Here is a 17,426-nt window from a genome sequence, read left to right on the forward strand (position 1 = left end):
GAGCGACGTTTGTCCTTGGTCCCTTGTCATTCGTCCTTGGTATTCAACAACCAATTTCAACGGACGAAGGACAAGGGACAAATAACGGTTGCTCTACCTTCGGCGCTTCGCGCCGCATACAATCGCCCCTATGAACTTTGAGCAACTCTGGGCCCCCTGGCGCATCGGCTACATTACCGGCGCCGACAATGCAAAAAAACCGCCGCAGCTGGCCCGTGAACTCCGCTGGCTGCCGGGCGCCGATCAAAACTGTTTCCTGTGCCGCGCCGCCGCGGATGTTTCCATCGACAAAAAAATTCAATCGGCGGCTGATCGGCAAAACCTCGTGGTGTGCCGCACCACGGGGGCGCTAGCCGTGCTGAACCGCTATCCCTACAACAATGGGCACCTATTGATCGCACCAGTCAATCACACGCCCGGTTTAGAGATGCTTTCCGATGTCCAACACGTGGAACTCATGCGGCTTGTGTCTCGGCTCTGTGGCACACTCCAGCAGCTGATGAAGCCGGAAGGTTTTAACATCGGCCTGAACTTGGGGCGCGTGGCCGGCGCCGGCGTGCCGGGCCATTTGCACTGGCATATTGTGCCGCGCTGGAACGGCGATACGAATTTCATGCCTGTGCTAGCCGGTGTGAACGTCATTCCCCAATCCCTCGACGCACTGGTCGATTTATTGCACAGCGAACTAAGCCAATCTTTCTGAATGAAGTCCGTTAGCTGATTCTGACACACGACCATGTGTTAACCGCATGCCGCCCGATTCCAAACCATCGACGCCGACCCCCATGAATCGCGTGATTTCGGTCATCGTGCTGTTAGTGCTGGTGCTGCTGTTCGGGGGCCTGTTTTATTTGGTGGTATTTCGTTTTTTTGTGCCGCTGTTTCTGGCCGCGTTGTTTGCCATGTTGTTCCAACCCCTGCACGGATGGATCATGCACCGCTGCCACGGCCACGACCGCATTGCCGCCACGCTCTCCACGCTGGCCATTTTGCTCATCGTGCTGGTTCCCACGGTGATTGTGGTTTATCAGGGGGCCCACGACGCTGTGCACTTGATGCGCGGCACGGGCCGCGTTCATTTCGAAACGCAATCGTTCGATCGACTCGTTGAGCAGGTGAACTCCTGGTTTTCGCTCCAGCTCGATCCCAAAGAAATCCGCGAGGGTTTGGGGACCAAAATCAACGAATGGTTAGCACCCATTGCCACCAAAACGCCAACGGTGCTGTTGGATTTCCTGATCGGCTGCTTCGTCTTCATTTTGGCCCTATACTATTTTTTGGCCGATGGCCAGCAAATGCTCAATACGGTGATGAAATTGATACCGCTGGAGCAGCACCATCAGCAGCGCTTAATCGACGAGTTTGAAGAAATCAGCCGGGCTGTCGTCGGCGCCCATCTCGTCGGCGGGTTGGTCATTGCCATCATGGCTGGAATCGGTTTTTCGCTGGCCGGCGTAAAATCGGTCTTCTTGTTGATGATGCTTACGTTCCTGGGCTCCATGGTCCCCATCGTTGGCTCCGCCAGCGTTTGGGTGACGGTGTGCGCGTGGTTGGCTTTTGTCGACGAGCGAATTCTGGCGGCCATTGTCTTGGGCGCCTATTGCTTGGCGCTGGTAACCGTTGTCGATAGTTTCCTCAAACCGATGTTGTTGCACGGACAATCGAAGCTCAATCCACTGCTGGCGGTGCTCAGCGTGCTGGGCGGCGTCGAGGCACTGGGGCCCATCGGCGTGTTCGTCGGCCCGATGGCGGTGGCGTTTTTACAAGTCGGCCTGAACATGTTGCAAACGCAATTGGAAGATCTCAGCGAACCGGCGAAGCAGGCAACGGGTCCGCCCCGCCGCCGCAAGTAAATTCACGTTGCAGTTTGCCCAGCGTGAATGTTACTTTGTGTTAGCTGGCATGAGCCTTGCTCGAGTCGAATTATCTATTTCACCCCTCGATCCTCTTTCCGACTTTCATGACGATGTGCCAACGCATACTTCCTTTCGCCACGATCTGGCTGCTGATGTTCGGTCTCATTCGTATCCCTAGGGCGGCTCAGGCTGTCGAGTTTGGGTCGCAAGCGCTGCCCGACGGGGGCGTTGAATATCTGGTGCAAGTCGATCCCGACTTGCTCAACTCCTTCCCGCAACAGGGAATCACCAGCGACATTCCCTCCAACTTGCAGGGGCACGTGCGCCGCATTCACATCACAATTGGATCGGGCGCACTGCCGAACCAAGGCGACATCATCGGCCCCAAAAGCGCGGCTGCTGACCCCAAAAACTCTAACGCGTGGAATCCTGACGCGAACAACCCTACCACCAAGCAACCAGTCTCATCCTCCGCTGAGCCGCCCGCGGAAAATACTGCTTCCGCCGGCGAGCGATTGAATTTGCCTGCGCCGCCCTCGATGGACGAAAAGAAATTCTCGTTGGAGCCGAATTTCAAATCCGCTTCACCGCAGCTCACTTCGGCGACACCCGCTTCACCGACCCCTGCATCGCCGGTGGCCGCATCTCCGCCGGCCAACCAGCAGCCGGCAAACTCAACACCTGCCAACCCGCCACCGGCAGAATTGCCCCGCTCGCTCACTTCGTTGCCGTTTTTTCACCTGGGTCAATTGAAAAATGCCGAGCCTGCCAAGACCGCTGGCTCCGTCCCAAAAGAACAGCCTGAAAATCCAGCGCCGCAGTCGCCGGTTGCCGCCGGGTCAACTCCCCCGGGCCCGGTCGTCGCTGCCGGCCAAGCCGATCAACTACCATCGCCTCGATTAACAGAAAACGAAGGGCCGCCCGCCAATTCGCGCACTTTCGCGGCCGATCGATTCGCCGTTGGTGCGGCCAAGCCATCCATTTCTGATTCCGGCTGGACCGCGGGAAAACCCGACGGTCAGATTGCAGCCGCCGCGCCCAAACCCTGGCTGCCGTTCATGGCCGCGCTGTTGGCGCTATTTGCGTCGCTGGGCGCCAACGCCTACTTGGCGTGGATTCACCAAGGCGTGCGCGCAAAATATCGAGCCTTGGTTCAGCGCCTCCCGGCCAACTCGCTGCCGGCCATGTAAAAAAACCGGCTAACCGCCACGGCCTACCGCATTCTGCCCACGGGGCACTGCTTTTGCGCACTGTTCCTACCGCTTGCTGTTTTTCCCCGGCGTTGCATCCAGGGCCGAAGACTGTACAACATCGGTCAATGGCTGAATGTCATCATCATCCGAAAGCTTCGCGTCGGCCATTTTTCCCGCCACTTGATCGGCCACGGCAATGAATTGTTCGCGACGCTCAGGCTCTACCCGGTCCAAATGGGCCGCCAAACGCCGCGTGCCCCGCGGATTCAATTCCGCCGTTCGCGACACGCTGCCGACAAACGACACCGTTTCGGAAAAATTGTGATCGACGGTTCGCCCCACCAAGCCCTGGAACAGCTTGGCGATGATCTCCACGCCGATGTTGTCGACGTGCAAAAACGTGTCCAACTGCGCGGTCTCTTCAAAGCGGCCGCTGGCTTTGCGGACGCTCGCATATTGCAGCACCGCGACGCACTGGCCCCGCACTGGGCGCGGAAACAGGGGCCCCTCGTACAATCCTTCCGCGTAAATCACCTGCATTTGCGCACTGCGATAGACGACTTCGACTCGCGCCGTGGTCCCGTCGCCATCGCTGCACCGGTAATGCGTGGCGTCTTCCCGATCCAACACAATGTTGGTTACTCCCATCACGCGCCAAATGTTCACCATGAGGTCCGGATTGTTCATGATGAAGCGAAACAGATCAGGTTCGCAATCAACGGCTTGGTTGGGCAGCCGGCGGTACAGGCTGACATCGTTCAGCACCGCCGTGACTTTTCCGCGGGATTCGGCAGATAGCTTATCCAGAGGGATGGCGCGCACGGCTGCGTCTTGTGCGCTGCGCGACGTCGTCGGTTTGCCGGCAGGCTCAGCGGCTAACAAGAGCTTGTCGGCCGGAGAAAAAAGCAGCATCGCCGCCGCGAACAGAACCGCAGCCTGCAGCCCCGTTGACAGCCGCCACGGCATCGACAACCGATGCAGCCGCCGTTGCAGCGCGGCGGCCCATAACCGGCGCGCAGCGCCGGCCCACTGCGTAATGGCAACCATGAACCCCCCTTACCAAATCCTGCCGGCAACCTTTGCCGGCTATAGGGATCATTCGGCTTACAGAGGGTGTTCCGGCTACTGAAATTCTGCCGGCCGCAATAAGTTTCAGCCAGCAGTGCTAGCGCCGCGCGAAGAATCTTGCACGGGAGTCATGGTGGCCGGTGAATCGGCCGCTGGCGCGCTGTCGTTTGGCATCGAGGGCATTTTTTTCCTGCGCCGCAAATACATCCACAAGGCGATGCCTCCCACAATAATGCCGGCCGTCACCACGGCAATGGTCAACCAGCCCTCGCCTTTATCGATGGCCTTGATAATTTGCGCCCCATAAAAATAACTCAGTCCAAAAAACAAAGTCACGACCAACGTAGCGCAAAACAAATCGGCCAACACGAACCGCCGAAAAGGCACCTTCAAAATGCCCGCCGTAATGTACATGGGACCGCGCAAGCCCACTAAAAAACGCGCCCCTAGCAGCACTTTGGCCCCGTGTTGCGACAACATCGCTTCCACTTTTTTCTCACGCTCCGGCGTAATCAACCGGTTCCAAAATCGATTTTGCTCCAACAACCGTCGGCCGAAATGGTAGCCGATGTAGTACATTACGCAGTCGCCCAATAGCGCGCCAATCAGCAGCGAGCCCAGCGTCAGGCCCCAATGCAGTTTGCCGTTGGCGGCCAGCGCACCGCCGGCAATAATGGCCACCTCTTCCGGCATGGGCAGCCCGCAACCTGTGAGAATCATGTACACAATGATTCCGGCATAACCGTAGCCCACCAGACCGGAAAACATTTCGACAGCAAAAAGCATGAACAATTACTAGCGATCCGTGACCAAATGATGGTTGTTTTCTAACACCGTGGAATTTTCCTGAGGCCGCAATCGGTGGTCGCGCTGGCCGCATTGCCCTTGGACAAACATTGCGGAAAGCCATTTCGGCCCCGGCCATTCTAGCTTCATCGGCGTTATGCGCCACTTGCAATCGGCGAAGTTTTCTGCCGAATTTGCGGGTTTAATCGGCGATTCGCCGAATCGAGAGCGAATCATCTGGGTACATGCGAATTTCATCCTCGGCCCAGCCCCACTGCAGTACTTCCACCCGCCCGTGCGCCGCCGTAGGCGGTCCTTCAACCGGCGACATCATCACCGCCGAAATGCCCGCATGCCGCCGGCAGTATTCAATCGCCGCCTCCGCCCCCAGTACATAAAACGCCGTAGCCAGGGCATCGGCTTCCGCGCCGGTTTTCGCGGCCACCGTGGTAGAAAGAGTTCCCTCGGCGGGCCAGCCCGTGCGCGGATCCAAAATGTGGCCGTAGCGATGACCGTCGTGAATAAAAAACTGCGTGCCGCTGCCTGAGGTGCCCAAGGCCCGGTCGTGCAAGCGAACTTCGCCAATCCGCCGCTCCGGCGCAAGCGGATGCATCAAGCCGATCCACCAGCCGTCTTGCTCCCTCTCTCTCTGGGAGAGGGCCGGGATGAGGGTGCTGGTTTCCTCTGCTTTGCTCCCCCTTCCGCTCCCGCGCGCCAACACGCTGCTATTTCCACCATGCAATAAAAAATTCATGATTCCATCGGCTTCCAACAACTCTGCCGCTCGATCCAGCGCGTAGCCTTTGCCGATGCTTCCCAAATTGAGTTCGACGCCCGGCGTCACGAATCGCACCGTTTGTTTTTCGTCATCGAACTGAACGTGCCGCAGGCCGACGTGCTGCATGGTTTTGGCCAGTTCGGTTTCGGCAGGCATTTGTCCCTGTCGGCGATAAAAGCCCCACAGCTTTGTGAGTGGGCCGGTTGCAATGTCGTATGCCCCGGCCGTATCGCAATGAATTTCGGCTGCCAGTTTCAGCAGCGCAAACAGCCGCGGTTCCACTTCCACCGCCGCCACGTAAGCCGTTTGATTGAGGCGGCTCACTTCGCTGCTGTCGCGAAATACGCTGAGCTGCGCTTCCAATTGATCGACCAAATCCAGCGCCGCCAGTGCCGCCTCTATCCCCGCTGGATATTGCCCGGCGTTCAATAGCACGGCAAATTCGCAAGCCATGGCCCGGCGGCTAATCGTGGATAAGTAACCCGCCGCAGCTCCCAGCGATGCCGTGCCCGCAGCCAAAGGAAGATCGTTCCCCTCGGCCGCGGTTTCGCCACCGATGGGCGAATTCGCCAGCACATCGGCCGCGGCTTTACCCCGTAAAAAATCTCGCCGAGTAGATTTATGCGGATTGGACATTGAAGATTGACCGCTGAAACCATGATCCACAGGAAGCAGGAAATAGCCGCGAATGAACGCCAATAAACGCGAATGTGCGATCTGCAATCTCTGCAATTCTTATTTGCGCGCATTCGCGTCCATTTGCGGCTCATACTCTTCTGCCGTTCATTATACGTTGCGGGCCGTCGCCATCGATGGAATAATGCGAAGAGGGCCGACCGACATGGCCGCAGGAGTACCGGCGATGAAAAAAACTCGGTTTAGGCGATTCGCAATTGCAGGCCGCCGCGCCGCGGATTTTGAAACCGCAGCATTGGCCTTTGCTTTTTTAGTGCCAATCGTCTGGGCGATGTTCGCTACGGCAGACGATTCTGCGCCAAGCAATAACTCCTCGAACGCCGCTCAGAAAGACACCTTCGCGGCCCCGCCCGCGAAATGGGACAGTCGCGTCACCGATGCTTTTCCCTCCGATCCGACCAAGCTGCTCAATGGCCCGCGGCCTGACTGGATGACTGCCGTCATCACCGGGCACGGAAAGCCGCCTGCGAAAAACAACGCGGCCGCATCCGGGCAACCAGGCAACGCCACCGCAGGCGCCGATCAAACCGGCGCGCTGACCTGGTCCAAAATCATCTCCGCGGACACGCTGCAGGACGAAATCAAATCGCTCCAGCCGCTGTTGGCCGACGACGTGAAAACCCAGCCCGAGTTTCTCGGCGGCGCTTATAAAAAATCGCGCAAAACGCTCAGCCTACTGGCCGTGGCCTTTGCCATCATTAACGAGTATGACGGCGACGTGAAATGGAAAAGCCAGGCCCCCCTGGCCCGCGATGTGTTTGCCCGCTCCGGTTACAACTGTAAGGCCAGCACCGAACAAACTTTTCGCGACGTGAAGCAGCGCAGCGAAGATTTGGCGGCTTTGCTTAGCGGCGAAACGCTCAGCGGGTCCAAAGCCGAGCCGACCAACGATTGGAGCAAGGTTGCGAATTTGCTTCCCTTGATGAGCCGTCTGGAAGCGGCCCAGCGTGATCGCATTGCCCCCTGGACTTCCAACGCCGGCGATTTCAAAAAGAACGCCGCCGCCATCACGCACGAAGCGGAAATCATCGCCGCCTTGGCCGAAGCGATTTCTCGCTCCGGGATGGAAAACGCCGATGACGAAAAATTCCGCGGCTACGCTAAAGCGTTGCAACAATCAGCCCTCAAATTGCGCGACGCTGCGAACAACGCCGATTACGCGTCGGCCAACACCGCCGCCGGCACGCTCAGTAAAGCCTGTGCGAACTGCCACAACGACTTCCGCTGAGCAAAATCGAAGATTTACGGCAGAGGCGCAAAGACGCAGAGAAATGCAGATAAATCAGAAATTATTTGCCTCTCCGCGCCTCTCTCGTCTCTGCGGTAAAGAAAGCCGCTTACTTTCGCTTGGCCGCGCGTTTGTTGCGTTCCGCATTTCGCGGTTGTTCGCCGCGTGGCTTGGGCAGCGAAAGAATTTGCCGCCGCGGCGCACCCGCTCGGCCCGCTTTGCTGCCGCGGAATAGCTCGAGCATTTTGAAATCGATCAGTTCCGCTAATCCAGCGGCCGCCAGTTCGCTCCCTGACACATATCGGTGCGACATAATCCACTGCTGGATATCCCCTTTGGTGGGGCCAAACAAAGTCGCCAAAAACCGGTCCATGTCGGTTTCCAACTGGGCAAAGTGCCGCGCCCATTCCGAGGCCTCATGCAGGCCTACGTGTTCTTCGCTTTGCCATTTCATCGGGTGGAACAACAGGACACTGTACGGCGTCACCATTCGTCGCCGGCAGGCAGCAAACGGCCACAGCGCGGCCGAGGAACATTCGCCGGTCACAATGCCGGTCACGCGCAAGCCGCGCAATATAATCAGCGCCGTGAGCGACATGGCGCAGTAGGGGCTGCCGCCGGGCGAATCGATATACAACGTGCATTCGCCCCCCGGCTCCACGGACAGCAGTTTATCGGTTAGCTCCGCCTCGCTCTCGGTCAAATCGCCCACGAGTGCGATTTCCAGCGGACCCTCACTTTGTGCTTCGTCCATGTTGCTTTCCTAAACAATGCATGACCTCAAACAATGTGGTTCGGCCCTTTTCAAACATTAATCGGTGCCGGCCCCTACGGCAAGCAAATTCTCCGCTTGCTCCGGCCGTTTCCGCTGGACAATTTGGCTGCGGCGTCGAAAATGGCAATTTTAATGCGCCGCAGCCCTGATTAAACCGGCGAAATGTGCGAAAATCGCTGGCTCCCGCGGCGTCAAAAGCGTACATTTTGTCCTTTTTCTGTGTCCTTAGATTTGTCCTCCGTGCGTTTCCGGCTGTCTGCAACATTGTTCAAACAATTTTCATACACGATGCCCTACAAGGTTGCACGTTGAATCCTGCACTCTTTACTTCTAACCATTAACCCCTCACCCCTCACTCCGCCTCCCCGCCCATGCTCACGGTCAAACTTCCCGACGGATCGGTTAAAAAATATTCCGGGCACATGCGGGCCAAAGATGTCGCCGCCGACATCGGCCCCGGCCTGGCCAAAGCCGCGGTCGCGGCGGTGGTCGATGGCAAAACCGTCGGCCTCGATACGCCGCTGCCGGCCGAAGGCGAAATCGCGCTGAAAATTCTCACCCGCAAAGACGCCGCCTCCTTGGGCGTCATGCGGCATTCGTGCGCCCACGTGATGGCCCGGGCGGTCATGCGGCTGTTCGATGGCGTGCAGTTAGCGTTTGGCCCGACCGTGGGCGCGGGCTTTTATTACGACATGATGTTGCCCCGTTCGCTCACCGAGGAAGATTTTCCCGCCATCGAGGCCGAAATGGCGAAAATCGTCAAAGCCGACGAAGCGTTCGAGCGCATCGAAGAGCCGCGCGCCAAAGCCCTGCAACTGTGCCAGGAGTTGCATCAGCAATTCAAGGTCGAGCACATCAACACGGGCTTGAAAGATCACGCCAGCATGTCGTTTTACCGCCAGGGAGAATTCATCGATTTGTGCCGTGGCCCGCACGTTCCCAGCGCCGGTTACATCGGCGCGTTCAAGCTCACCAGCGTCGCCGGGGCGTACTGGAAAGGGGATCAAACCCGCGAACAATTGCAGCGTCTGTACGGCACCGCCTGGTTCACCAAGGAAGATTTAGATAACTATCTGGCCGCACTCGAGGAAGCTAAACGCCGCGATCATCGTGTGCTGGGCAAGCAATTGGAACTGTTTTCCGTCAATCCGCTGGTCGGCTCCGGCCTGATTTTGTGGTTGCCCAAGGGCGCCATCGTCCGCGGCCTGTTGGAGCAGTTCGTGAAAGACGAACTCATCAAGCGCGGCTACGAGCCGGTTTACACGCCCAACATTGGCAAGGTCGATCTCTACAAAATCTCCGGCCACTACCCGTACTACGCCGACAGCCAGTTCAAACCGATCGTAATGTCCGAAGACGAGCAGTATTTGCTCAAGCCGATGAACTGTCCGCACCATATCATGATTTACAAAAGCAAGCCCCGCAGTTACCGCGAATTGCCGGTGCGGCTGGCGGAATTCGGCACCGTGTACCGTTACGAACAGTCGGGCGAGCTGGGCGGCATGACCCGTGTGCGCGGCTTCACCCAGGACGACGCCCACATTTTCTGTACCGAAGATCAAGTGGCCGACGAAGTGCGCGGCTGCCTCGATTTCACTCAAACCGTGCTCAAGGCGCTCGGCCTGTCCGATTACCGAGTCCGTCTGGGCTTCCGCGATCCGGCCAGCGATAAATACGTCGGCACCGATGCCGCCTGGAACATGGCCGAGGAAGCGATTCTCAACGTCGCCAAAGGCGCGAACCTGCCGCACTTGACTGTGGAGCGCGGCGAAGCGGCGTTTTACGGACCGAAAATCGACTTCGTCGTCCGCGATTGCCTGGGCCGCGATTGGCAACTCGGCACCGTGCAGGTCGATTACAACTTGCCTAGCAAGGAACGGTTCGATCTGGAATACATCGCCGCCGACAACCAGCCGCACAAGCCGGTGATGATTCACCGCGCCCCGCTCGGCTCATTGGAGCGCTTTGTGGGCGTGCTGATCGAGCATTTCGCCGGCGCGTTCCCGCTGTGGCTGGCGCCGGAGCAAGTCCGCGTGCTCACCGTCAGCGAAAAGAGCGAAGAATACGGCCGCCGCGTGGAAGCTGAACTCAAAGCCGCCGGCTTGCGTGTCACCGGCGATTATCGGGCGGAAAAACTCGGCGCGAAAGTCCGCGACGCCCAGTTGCAGCTGATTCCCTACATGTTCGTCGTCGGCCCCAAAGACGCCGAAGCCGGCACCGTTTCCGTGCGCGACCGCATCGAAGGGGACAAAGGCGCGGTCAAACTAGCCGACGCCATCTCGCAGCTCCAAGCCGAAGTCGCCTCCAAAACCGTCCGCGGCCTCAAACCCCCACCCCGCCTCGCCGAAGGCGAATCCGCCGGGGATGAGTATTGATTCCACACCATAAAGCCGCGACCGTTGGTCGCGCTCCCAGCGACAATGAATATACCGAAACTTCACGACCGCGTGGCCCTAACTCGGGACATCAACGATCACGGTCTCAAGCGCGGCGACGTGGCTACGCTGGTCGATTTCGTGCCTCATCCTTCCGGCGGCTCCGAGGGAATGGTTCTGGAGGTGTTCAACGCCTTGGGCAAATCGCTAAAGGTAGTCATCGTGACCGCAGCAGATATTGAACCCCTGCAGGCCGACGAAATTCTCGCCGTGCGCACTCTGGCAGCTACGACATAAAAGCAAAGCCGACCGCGGCCTCAAACCCCCACCCCGCCTCGCCGAAGGCGAATCGGCAGGGGATGAGTACTAAAAGACGCAATTGCGGTCTTTGATCCGAATATTTGACTCCCGCAGTGGGGGTGTCTATAAATGTCAATCTGCCGCGGATCGTTGCCAGGACGCAGTGGCTTTTAATTTTTCCACTTTCTATCACAGTAACATGAAACCAAGCACGCTGATTGGAAATAGGGGCCGTGTTCTTGTTGCGATGCTTTCGCTTTATTTTCTTCTAAGCGTCAACAAACTTTATGGTGTTCAGATTCAGCCTGGCGACATCATCATGCCTCAGGCGGATACAACGAGCAGGATATTGGTGATCGATCCGACCACGGGCGATAGAACAGTGTTTTCGGCATACCCCAACGTCGGGTCGGGTCCAGACTTTTATGATCCCAGTGGTGTTGCCTTGTTGCCCAATGGCGATCTGCTGATGTGCGAGTTAGAAGAAACAGCCGGTTTGTACGAGATCAACCATGTCACTGGCGATCGAACATTTATTTCTGGTCTGGGATCAGGTTTAAATGGTTTTCCTCCCTCGCGTGGTGATGGCCCGCTTGACCTTCCTCGAGCAGTCACAGTCGCTCAAAACGGAAGTATTTATCTTGTCAATCAGGATGGATTTATCACACAAGTTGATCCGTCGACCGGCAATCGCACGCTCGTTTCAGGGGAGGGGGTGGGAACAGGACCTGACTTTCAATATCTAGATGGAGGCATAATGAATACACAGGGCCACCTCCTCGTCTCAGATACAATGCAAGCGGCTATTTTCGATGTCAATTTACAAACAGGGGCGAGAACGATTGTTTCGGGTTTAGGCCGTGGTGCAGGGCCAACGCTTGATGATGCTGGAGATCTAACACTTCTGCCTAATGGCGAAATTGCGGCGCAAGTGGTTCGTGTGCATGACGATAATTCAATCACCTCCGAAATCGTCCTCGTTGACCAAGCAACTGGTAATAGAAGTCTCCTATTCTCGGCGATATGGACCGATACTGATTTCGCCTACTTGACGACCAGCGCTGACGGGAAAATTTTGGGATCCCTGGATGTTCCTTCTGGCGAGATTCTTTCAATTGATCCCACGACGGGCGATACAACCTTGATTTCCGGAGAAAATGTCGGTACGGGAGCTGATCTTGCATACGGTGACATGATCGTCGTCCCTGTACCGGAGCCGACTACCGGAATGCTAGGAATTTTCGGTTTTCTCATGATGGGTTTAGCTACGGCCAGTCGCTATAGACAACAACCATCGTTGCAGAATGATGATCGGCGAACTCACCGTGAAAGACCGCAGTTGCGATAGCGCGAAACAGCCGAATCTTGCCCGATCCGCGTTTATCTGCGTTCATCTGTGGCTATTAGACTTCTGCTCCGGGCTGTGCCAGGTGTCATTGGAGACCTTGTCTAATAGTGTGGATTTATTACTCGCCGACATGGTAAACTTTCAATATGGCCTCCGGACTTGAAAAACAGCACATCGAAATCACTCCCGGCGTTTGCGGCGGCAAACCGCGCGTTGCCGGCACACGCATCCGCGTGCAGGATGTTTACGTTTGGCATGAGCTGCTCGGCAAAAGTGCCGACGTCATCGCAGCCGAATATCCTCAGCTCACGGTCGCCGATGTGTATGCCGCTCTAGCCTATTTTTGGGATCATCGGGCAGAAATCGAATTGCAAATGCAGTCCGAGGAGAATTTCGTCGCCAAAATGCAGGCCGCACTGGGGGCAGGACCGCTCGATTTGAAGCCACCTGCCGGAGACAGCGGGCATGCTCCGGTTTCATCTTGACGAAAGTGTTTCTTCCGCCGTCGCTGCCGGCCTCAGGCGTCGTGGCATTGCAGTAACCACGACCAGCGATGCCGGATTGCGTCATGCAAACGATGAGGAACAGCTTGCCTTTGCTTTGCGCGAAGGGCGTGTCCTGGTAACCCATGATGCAGATTTCCTAGTCCTGGCGGCCAAAGGCATTCCTCATGCAGGAATTGCTTATTGTCATCTAAGATCCAGATCGATGGGCCAAATTATCCGAGCGTTAGAAACGATGAGCACACTCCTAAATCCAGATCAGATGGCAAACCAAATACAATTCATTTAATCTCCTTTGCCCTACGCATCGGCCAAATCCAAGTCGGGAATTTGATTGAAGGCAATCGCCGTGCCGGCTTCGTCTTTGCTGCCGTGCATGCCGCCGAAGTAGACAGCGTGGGCGCCGAAGCGTTGGTTCACTCGATCCATCGCTGCGGCCAGGGCGGAAAGTTGCCGGTCTTCGTCGAACAGCATTCCTGTCACGCTGCAGGCCGGAATCAAATCCCCCAGCACCACGCCTACCCGCAACGGCGGCGCGGGAAATTCGCTGGGCCACAATGCCGCGGCAAATTCCAGCAGTGTGAGCGTGTCGCGGCAGGGGGCCATTCGCAGGCCGTGATGGCACGATTGAATGCCTAGGCAGTCGACCGAAACACTTATCGCCCGGGCGAAATAATTAATGTGCCGCAGCCGCGCCGCCGCTTTGTGCAACAGACGAATTAGCACCCCGCGGGCCAATTCCGGTGTCCGCAACTTCGGCCCCAGCACATGCGAATTGCCCACCGAACTGCGATGCGTCGGCACGATGGGCAAATCATGCCCGCGCAATTGCCGCCACCAGACATGGCCAATAATCCGGCTGCCCCACAACTGCGACAATTCCTCCTTGGAAAGCGCACACAATTGCTCCACTTCCCGAATTCCGGCTCGCTGCAACCGTTGCCCCATGCGGCGGCCAATGCCCGGCAGGTCGATCAGTTCCAGCTCGAACAACCGTTGCGGCAGTTCATCGGCCTGAATCAACGTCAGCCCGTCGGGCTTTTGCATGTCGGCAGCGACTTTGGCCAGAAATTGATTCGGCGCAATGCCAATCGACGAGCGGAGAAACTCACCTACCTGCGTACGAATCGCCTGCTTCACTTGCCCGGCCAATCGCAAGGCCGATTCCGAATCGCGCCGATCGGTCGACAAGCGGCAAGCGAATTCATCGATCGACATGACCCTTTCCACCGGCGTGCATGTTTCAATGGCTTCCTTAAGCTGCTGATGAATTACGATGTACGCCGTCGGCCGCGCCGGCACAATTTTAATGCCCGGGCACATTCGCCGGGCCATGTACACCGGCGTGCCGCATTTCACGTCGAACTTTTTGGCTTCGTAACTGGCGGCAATGCAGCTGGTGGTTTCCGCATTCACCGGCGACACCGCCACGGGCCGGTTTCGCAGCCGCGGCTGCAAATGCTGCTCCGCCGAGGCGAAGAACGAATTCATATCGACGAATAAATATCGCAGAGACATATACAAATGTACATATCATAGATCGGTGCCGCGGGCAAGCGATTTCATCCAATTTTTCGCGATTATCCGACTTCTTCCGATTTCAATTGTCAGTTGCTTGCCAACGGCCGTCACACGCTTTACAACATTTTCAGCGGATCTGCCACATCCACACACTTTTCACAAAGGCCCCAACCATGCCCGCTCCTGGAAAATCTCGTCGGTCTGTCATTCTTCCGCGGTTCTTCTGCAGCGCGATTTGCGTCGCCTGGTTTATCGCTCTAAGTGCCATGGCCGCGCCGCCGAAGTTTGATGCCGAGAAGCTGGCCGCCATCGGTCCAGGCATGCAGCATTTCGTCGATCAGGGGGATATTGCCGGAGCCGTGCTGGTCATCGGCACTTCCGACGGAATCGTCTATCACGAAGCCATCGGCAAGCAGTCATTGGAAACCGGCCAGCTGATGCCCAAGGACGCCATTTTCCGCATCATGTCGATGACCAAGCCGATTACCGCGATGGGCTTGATGCTGCTGCGCGACGAGAGCAAGCTTTCCATCGATGACCCGGTCGAAAAATATCTGCCCGAGTTCAAAGGGCAAATGGTCGTGGCCGCCACCGACAAAGACGCTGGCACGGTGACGCTGAAAAAGCCCGACCGTCCGATCACGCTGAAAGATTTGCTCACGCACACCGCGGGCCAGCCGGAATACCCGGAAGGCCTGGCGGCCTTAAGGCGCACCCGCGATCACACGCTGGCCGAAGTGGCTCTTATTTCCTCGCAGCGGCCGCTGGAGTTTGGGCCGGGCAGCCAGTGGAAGTATTCGTCCGCCGGCATCGACGTGCTGGGGCGGATTATTGAAGTCGTGTCGGGCCAAGCGTACGAAGATTTTTTACAGGAGCGGTTTTTCGCGCCGCTGGAAATGCACGATACGGCGTTTTATCTCACGCCGCAGCAAGCCCAACGATTGGCGGAAATCTATGGCATTAAAAACGGTAAACTGACGCCTGCCAGCCAGTTGCCCGATTATCGGGCGGCTAACCCGACGCTGAAGCCGAAGTACCCGGCTCCGGCTGCCGGTTTGTATTCCACCGGCGCCGATTTGGCCCGGTTGTATCAGGCGCTGCTCAATGGCGGGCAGCTCAATGGCCAGCGCATCATTGCCGAGAAAACGCTGCACGAAATGACGCAAAATCAAACCGGCGATTTAAAAGCCGGCTTTGTTCCGGGTTCGGCCTGGGGATTAGGCTTCAGCTTGGTTGAACATCCGGATGGCGTTACCGAAATGCTCTCGCCGGGCACGTTTGGCCACGGCGGGGCGTATGGCACGCAAGGCTGGATCGATCCGGAGAAAGATGTGTTTTTAATTATGCTGATTCAGCGCAGCGGGCTAAAAAATTCCGATGGGAGCGACATGCGGCGCGAATTTCAAGCTCTGGCCATGCAGGCGATTCAGCCATAGAAGCGCAAAATAAAACCGACGACAAGTCGTCGGCTTGGCTGCGGGTTATGCTGACAATTTGCTGAAATCCGCTTGTGCTTACTTGGCTCCCAGTGCGGATTTGACGAGTGCGACGACGGCGTCGAAAGCGCCCGGATCGGCAATCGCCATTTCAGAAAGCGATTTGCGATCCAACTCGATTTTTGCTTTGCCCAACCCGTTGATGAATTCGCCGAAGCGCAGTCCACGTTCCCGCACGGCGGCATTCACACGAATGATCCACAAGGCCCGCAAATCGCGGCGGCGGCGACGGCGATCGCGGAAAGCATACACGCCGCTGCGGACCAGATTTTCGGTCGCGGTGCGGTACAGCCGGCGGCGTCCGCCGACAAAGCCCTTTGCCTTGCGGAAGAGGCGCTTCTTGGCTCGGTTACGGGGTACGGCAGATGTGGTACGCATGGTTGTTTTGTGTTCGTTTGGAATTCGGAATGCCGATTGGCTTAGTCATTCGTCATTCGTCATTCGTCCCGGCGCGCCGGGATCGTCATTGATTCCTAGTAGCTGTTTCCCGCCAGCGCTTCCAAAATGCGGTGCGTGTCAGGCTTTTCCATCACGCCGGTGCGCCGCAAGTGGCGAATGCGCTTTTGCGTCATTCGGCTGTTCAAGTGGCTGGTGCCGGCGCGGCGGTGCTTCACTTTGCCTTTGGCGGTGGCGCGAAAACGCTTTTTCACGCCCTTGTGGGTTTTCATCTTCGGCATGGCGGTGGCCTGCAATTTGGATCGTAACTGGACGAACCCGACATGATAGCCGGTTTCCGCTCGGGAGGGAAGTGGAGCATTCGCAGGGTGGTGGGACAATTTGAAATTCCGACAGCCGCTTTTCCCGACTGACACAGTCGGGCTATGTTCAAATTGGCCCACCACCATTCGCAGTTTGTTGCTAAATGCTCGCTGACGTATCACTTCGGTACGGTGTCACTGTCACTTCGGTACAACGGTGCACACAATCCGCTTGCCCTGTTGCGACGGCGGTGCTTCGGGTTTGCCGGTTTCGTCCAGCAATTCCAGCACGCGCTTCAGCACCCGGTGGCCTTCCTCGATGTGGGCCAATTCTCGTCCACGGAAGACGACAGAAATGATGACTTTATCTTTGTGCGCCAAAAATCCGCGCGCCTGGTTCACTTTGGTTTCGATGTCGTGATCGCCGGTCTTCGGTCGAACCCGAATCTCTTTAATCTTGGTATGGTGCGAATGTTGCTTGTGCGCCTTTTTCTTCTGCGAGTACTTGAACTTACCGAAATCCATGATTCGGCAAACCGGCGGCTTTTCCGTAGGCGCCACCTCGACCAAGTCCAAGTCTTGCTCTCGCGCCAGGCTCATGGCCTGCTCTGTAGCAATCACGCCATATTGTGTTCCGTCTGCCCCAATCACGCGCACTTGTGGAACGCGGATTTGTTCATTGATTCGATTTTGCTTCTCGATGGCAAGCATCCTCCTCGATAAGGTCCGATGGTAATGACTGCGTCCGGCTGCCATGGCCACGGCCGCCGGCTGCAGGAACTACTGAGTATGGCCGCTGCTGGGC

General features: G+C 57.3%; 18 protein-coding genes. 10 read left to right on the forward strand and 8 right to left on the reverse strand.

The features are described 5' to 3' along the window. The first annotated feature begins 130 nt into the window (after positions 1-130). The 3 genes from VMJ32_17695 to VMJ32_17705 all read left to right on the forward strand — a co-directional run bounded on the left by VMJ32_17695 (position 131) and on the right by VMJ32_17705 (position 3,046). A complete protein-coding gene (locus tag VMJ32_17695) occupies positions 131-703 on the forward strand; it encodes an HIT domain-containing protein (GenBank protein ID HTQ40857.1) in 573 nt (190 codons plus the stop codon). 82 nt (positions 704-785) lie between these two features. Continuing rightward, positions 786-1,853, forward strand: a complete 1,068-nt coding sequence (locus tag VMJ32_17700) for an AI-2E family transporter (GenBank protein ID HTQ40858.1) — start codon at positions 786-788, stop codon at positions 1,851-1,853. Between the two features lie 113 nt (positions 1,854-1,966). Beyond that, the gene (locus VMJ32_17705; protein ID HTQ40859.1) at positions 1,967-3,046 is read left to right on the forward strand and encodes a hypothetical protein; all 1,080 of its coding nucleotides are present in this window, start codon (positions 1,967-1,969) and stop codon (positions 3,044-3,046) included. Between the two features lie 66 nt (positions 3,047-3,112). Here the strand turns inward: VMJ32_17705 and VMJ32_17710 are convergent, their stop codons facing one another. From VMJ32_17710 to VMJ32_17720, 3 genes are all read right to left on the reverse strand, one after another. After that, positions 3,113-4,096, reverse strand: a complete 984-nt coding sequence (locus tag VMJ32_17710) for a hypothetical protein (protein HTQ40860.1) — start codon at positions 4,094-4,096, stop codon at positions 3,113-3,115. A gap of 105 nt (positions 4,097-4,201) precedes the next feature. After that, a complete protein-coding gene (locus tag VMJ32_17715) occupies positions 4,202-4,903 on the reverse strand; it encodes a DedA family protein (GenBank protein HTQ40861.1) in 702 nt (233 codons plus the stop codon). Positions 4,904-5,105: 202 nt separating this feature from the next. Continuing rightward, positions 5,106-6,317, reverse strand: coding sequence for an FAD:protein FMN transferase (locus VMJ32_17720; protein HTQ40862.1), 1,212 nt, complete (start codon positions 6,315-6,317; stop codon positions 5,106-5,108). A 226-nt stretch (positions 6,318-6,543) separates the two neighbouring features. On the opposite strand from VMJ32_17720, the gene VMJ32_17725 reads away from it, so the two are divergent. Further along, complete coding sequence (locus tag VMJ32_17725; protein HTQ40863.1) at positions 6,544-7,605, forward strand: cytochrome c; 1,062 nt, start codon at positions 6,544-6,546, stop codon at positions 7,603-7,605. A gap of 109 nt (positions 7,606-7,714) precedes the next feature. On the opposite strand, the gene VMJ32_17730 is transcribed toward VMJ32_17725, so the two are convergent. After that, positions 7,715-8,359: an ATP-dependent Clp protease proteolytic subunit gene (locus tag VMJ32_17730; GenBank protein ID HTQ40864.1), complete on the reverse strand. Its 645-nt coding sequence runs from the start codon at positions 8,357-8,359 to the stop codon at positions 7,715-7,717. 392 nt (positions 8,360-8,751) lie between these two features. Here VMJ32_17730 and thrS point away from each other — a divergent pair, with 392 nt between their 5' ends. The 5 genes from thrS (at position 8,752) to VMJ32_17755 (ending at position 13,195) form a co-directional block, all read left to right on the forward strand. Beyond that, a complete protein-coding gene (thrS, locus tag VMJ32_17735; protein HTQ40865.1) occupies positions 8,752-10,755 on the forward strand; it encodes a threonine--tRNA ligase in 2,004 nt (667 codons plus the stop codon). A gap of 72 nt (positions 10,756-10,827) precedes the next feature. Then, positions 10,828-11,052 (forward strand): hypothetical protein, encoded by a 225-nt coding sequence (locus VMJ32_17740; protein HTQ40866.1) that lies wholly within the window; start codon positions 10,828-10,830, stop codon positions 11,050-11,052. Between the two features lie 202 nt (positions 11,053-11,254). Further along, positions 11,255-12,403, forward strand: a complete 1,149-nt coding sequence (locus VMJ32_17745; GenBank protein HTQ40867.1) for a hypothetical protein — start codon at positions 11,255-11,257, stop codon at positions 12,401-12,403. 146 nt (positions 12,404-12,549) lie between these two features. Then, complete coding sequence (locus tag VMJ32_17750) at positions 12,550-12,888, forward strand: DUF433 domain-containing protein (GenBank protein HTQ40868.1); 339 nt, start codon at positions 12,550-12,552, stop codon at positions 12,886-12,888. Further along, on the forward strand, positions 12,869-13,195 hold the full coding sequence (locus VMJ32_17755; protein ID HTQ40869.1) for a DUF5615 family PIN-like protein: 327 nt from the start codon (positions 12,869-12,871) through the stop codon (positions 13,193-13,195). Before VMJ32_17750 ends, VMJ32_17755 begins: the two co-directional genes overlap by 20 nt. Before the next feature lie 11 nt (positions 13,196-13,206). Here the strand turns inward: VMJ32_17755 and VMJ32_17760 are convergent, their stop codons facing one another. Then, the gene (locus VMJ32_17760) at positions 13,207-14,424 is read right to left on the reverse strand and encodes a helix-hairpin-helix domain-containing protein (GenBank protein HTQ40870.1); all 1,218 of its coding nucleotides are present in this window, start codon (positions 14,422-14,424) and stop codon (positions 13,207-13,209) included. A gap of 176 nt (positions 14,425-14,600) precedes the next feature. Between VMJ32_17760 and VMJ32_17765 the strand changes: the two genes are divergently transcribed. Next, the gene (locus VMJ32_17765) at positions 14,601-15,863 is read left to right on the forward strand and encodes a serine hydrolase domain-containing protein (GenBank protein HTQ40871.1); all 1,263 of its coding nucleotides are present in this window, start codon (positions 14,601-14,603) and stop codon (positions 15,861-15,863) included. A gap of 78 nt (positions 15,864-15,941) precedes the next feature. Here the strand turns inward: VMJ32_17765 and rplT are convergent, their stop codons facing one another. The 3 genes from rplT to infC all read right to left on the reverse strand — a co-directional run bounded on the left by rplT (position 15,942) and on the right by infC (position 17,332). Next, positions 15,942-16,301: a 50S ribosomal protein L20 gene (gene rplT, locus VMJ32_17770; GenBank protein ID HTQ40872.1), complete on the reverse strand. Its 360-nt coding sequence runs from the start codon at positions 16,299-16,301 to the stop codon at positions 15,942-15,944. Positions 16,302-16,396: 95 nt separating this feature from the next. Beyond that, entirely contained in the window at positions 16,397-16,600 is a 204-nt protein-coding gene (gene rpmI, locus VMJ32_17775) for a 50S ribosomal protein L35 (GenBank protein HTQ40873.1), read from the reverse strand. Between the two features lie 222 nt (positions 16,601-16,822). Next, on the reverse strand, positions 16,823-17,332 hold the full coding sequence (infC, locus tag VMJ32_17780) for a translation initiation factor IF-3 (GenBank protein ID HTQ40874.1): 510 nt from the start codon (positions 17,330-17,332) through the stop codon (positions 16,823-16,825). Positions 17,333-17,426: the final 94 nt, after the last annotated feature.

This window comes from Pirellulales bacterium (assembly GCA_035499655.1).
Classification (GTDB): domain Bacteria; phylum Planctomycetota; class Planctomycetia; order Pirellulales; family JADZDJ01; genus DATJYL01.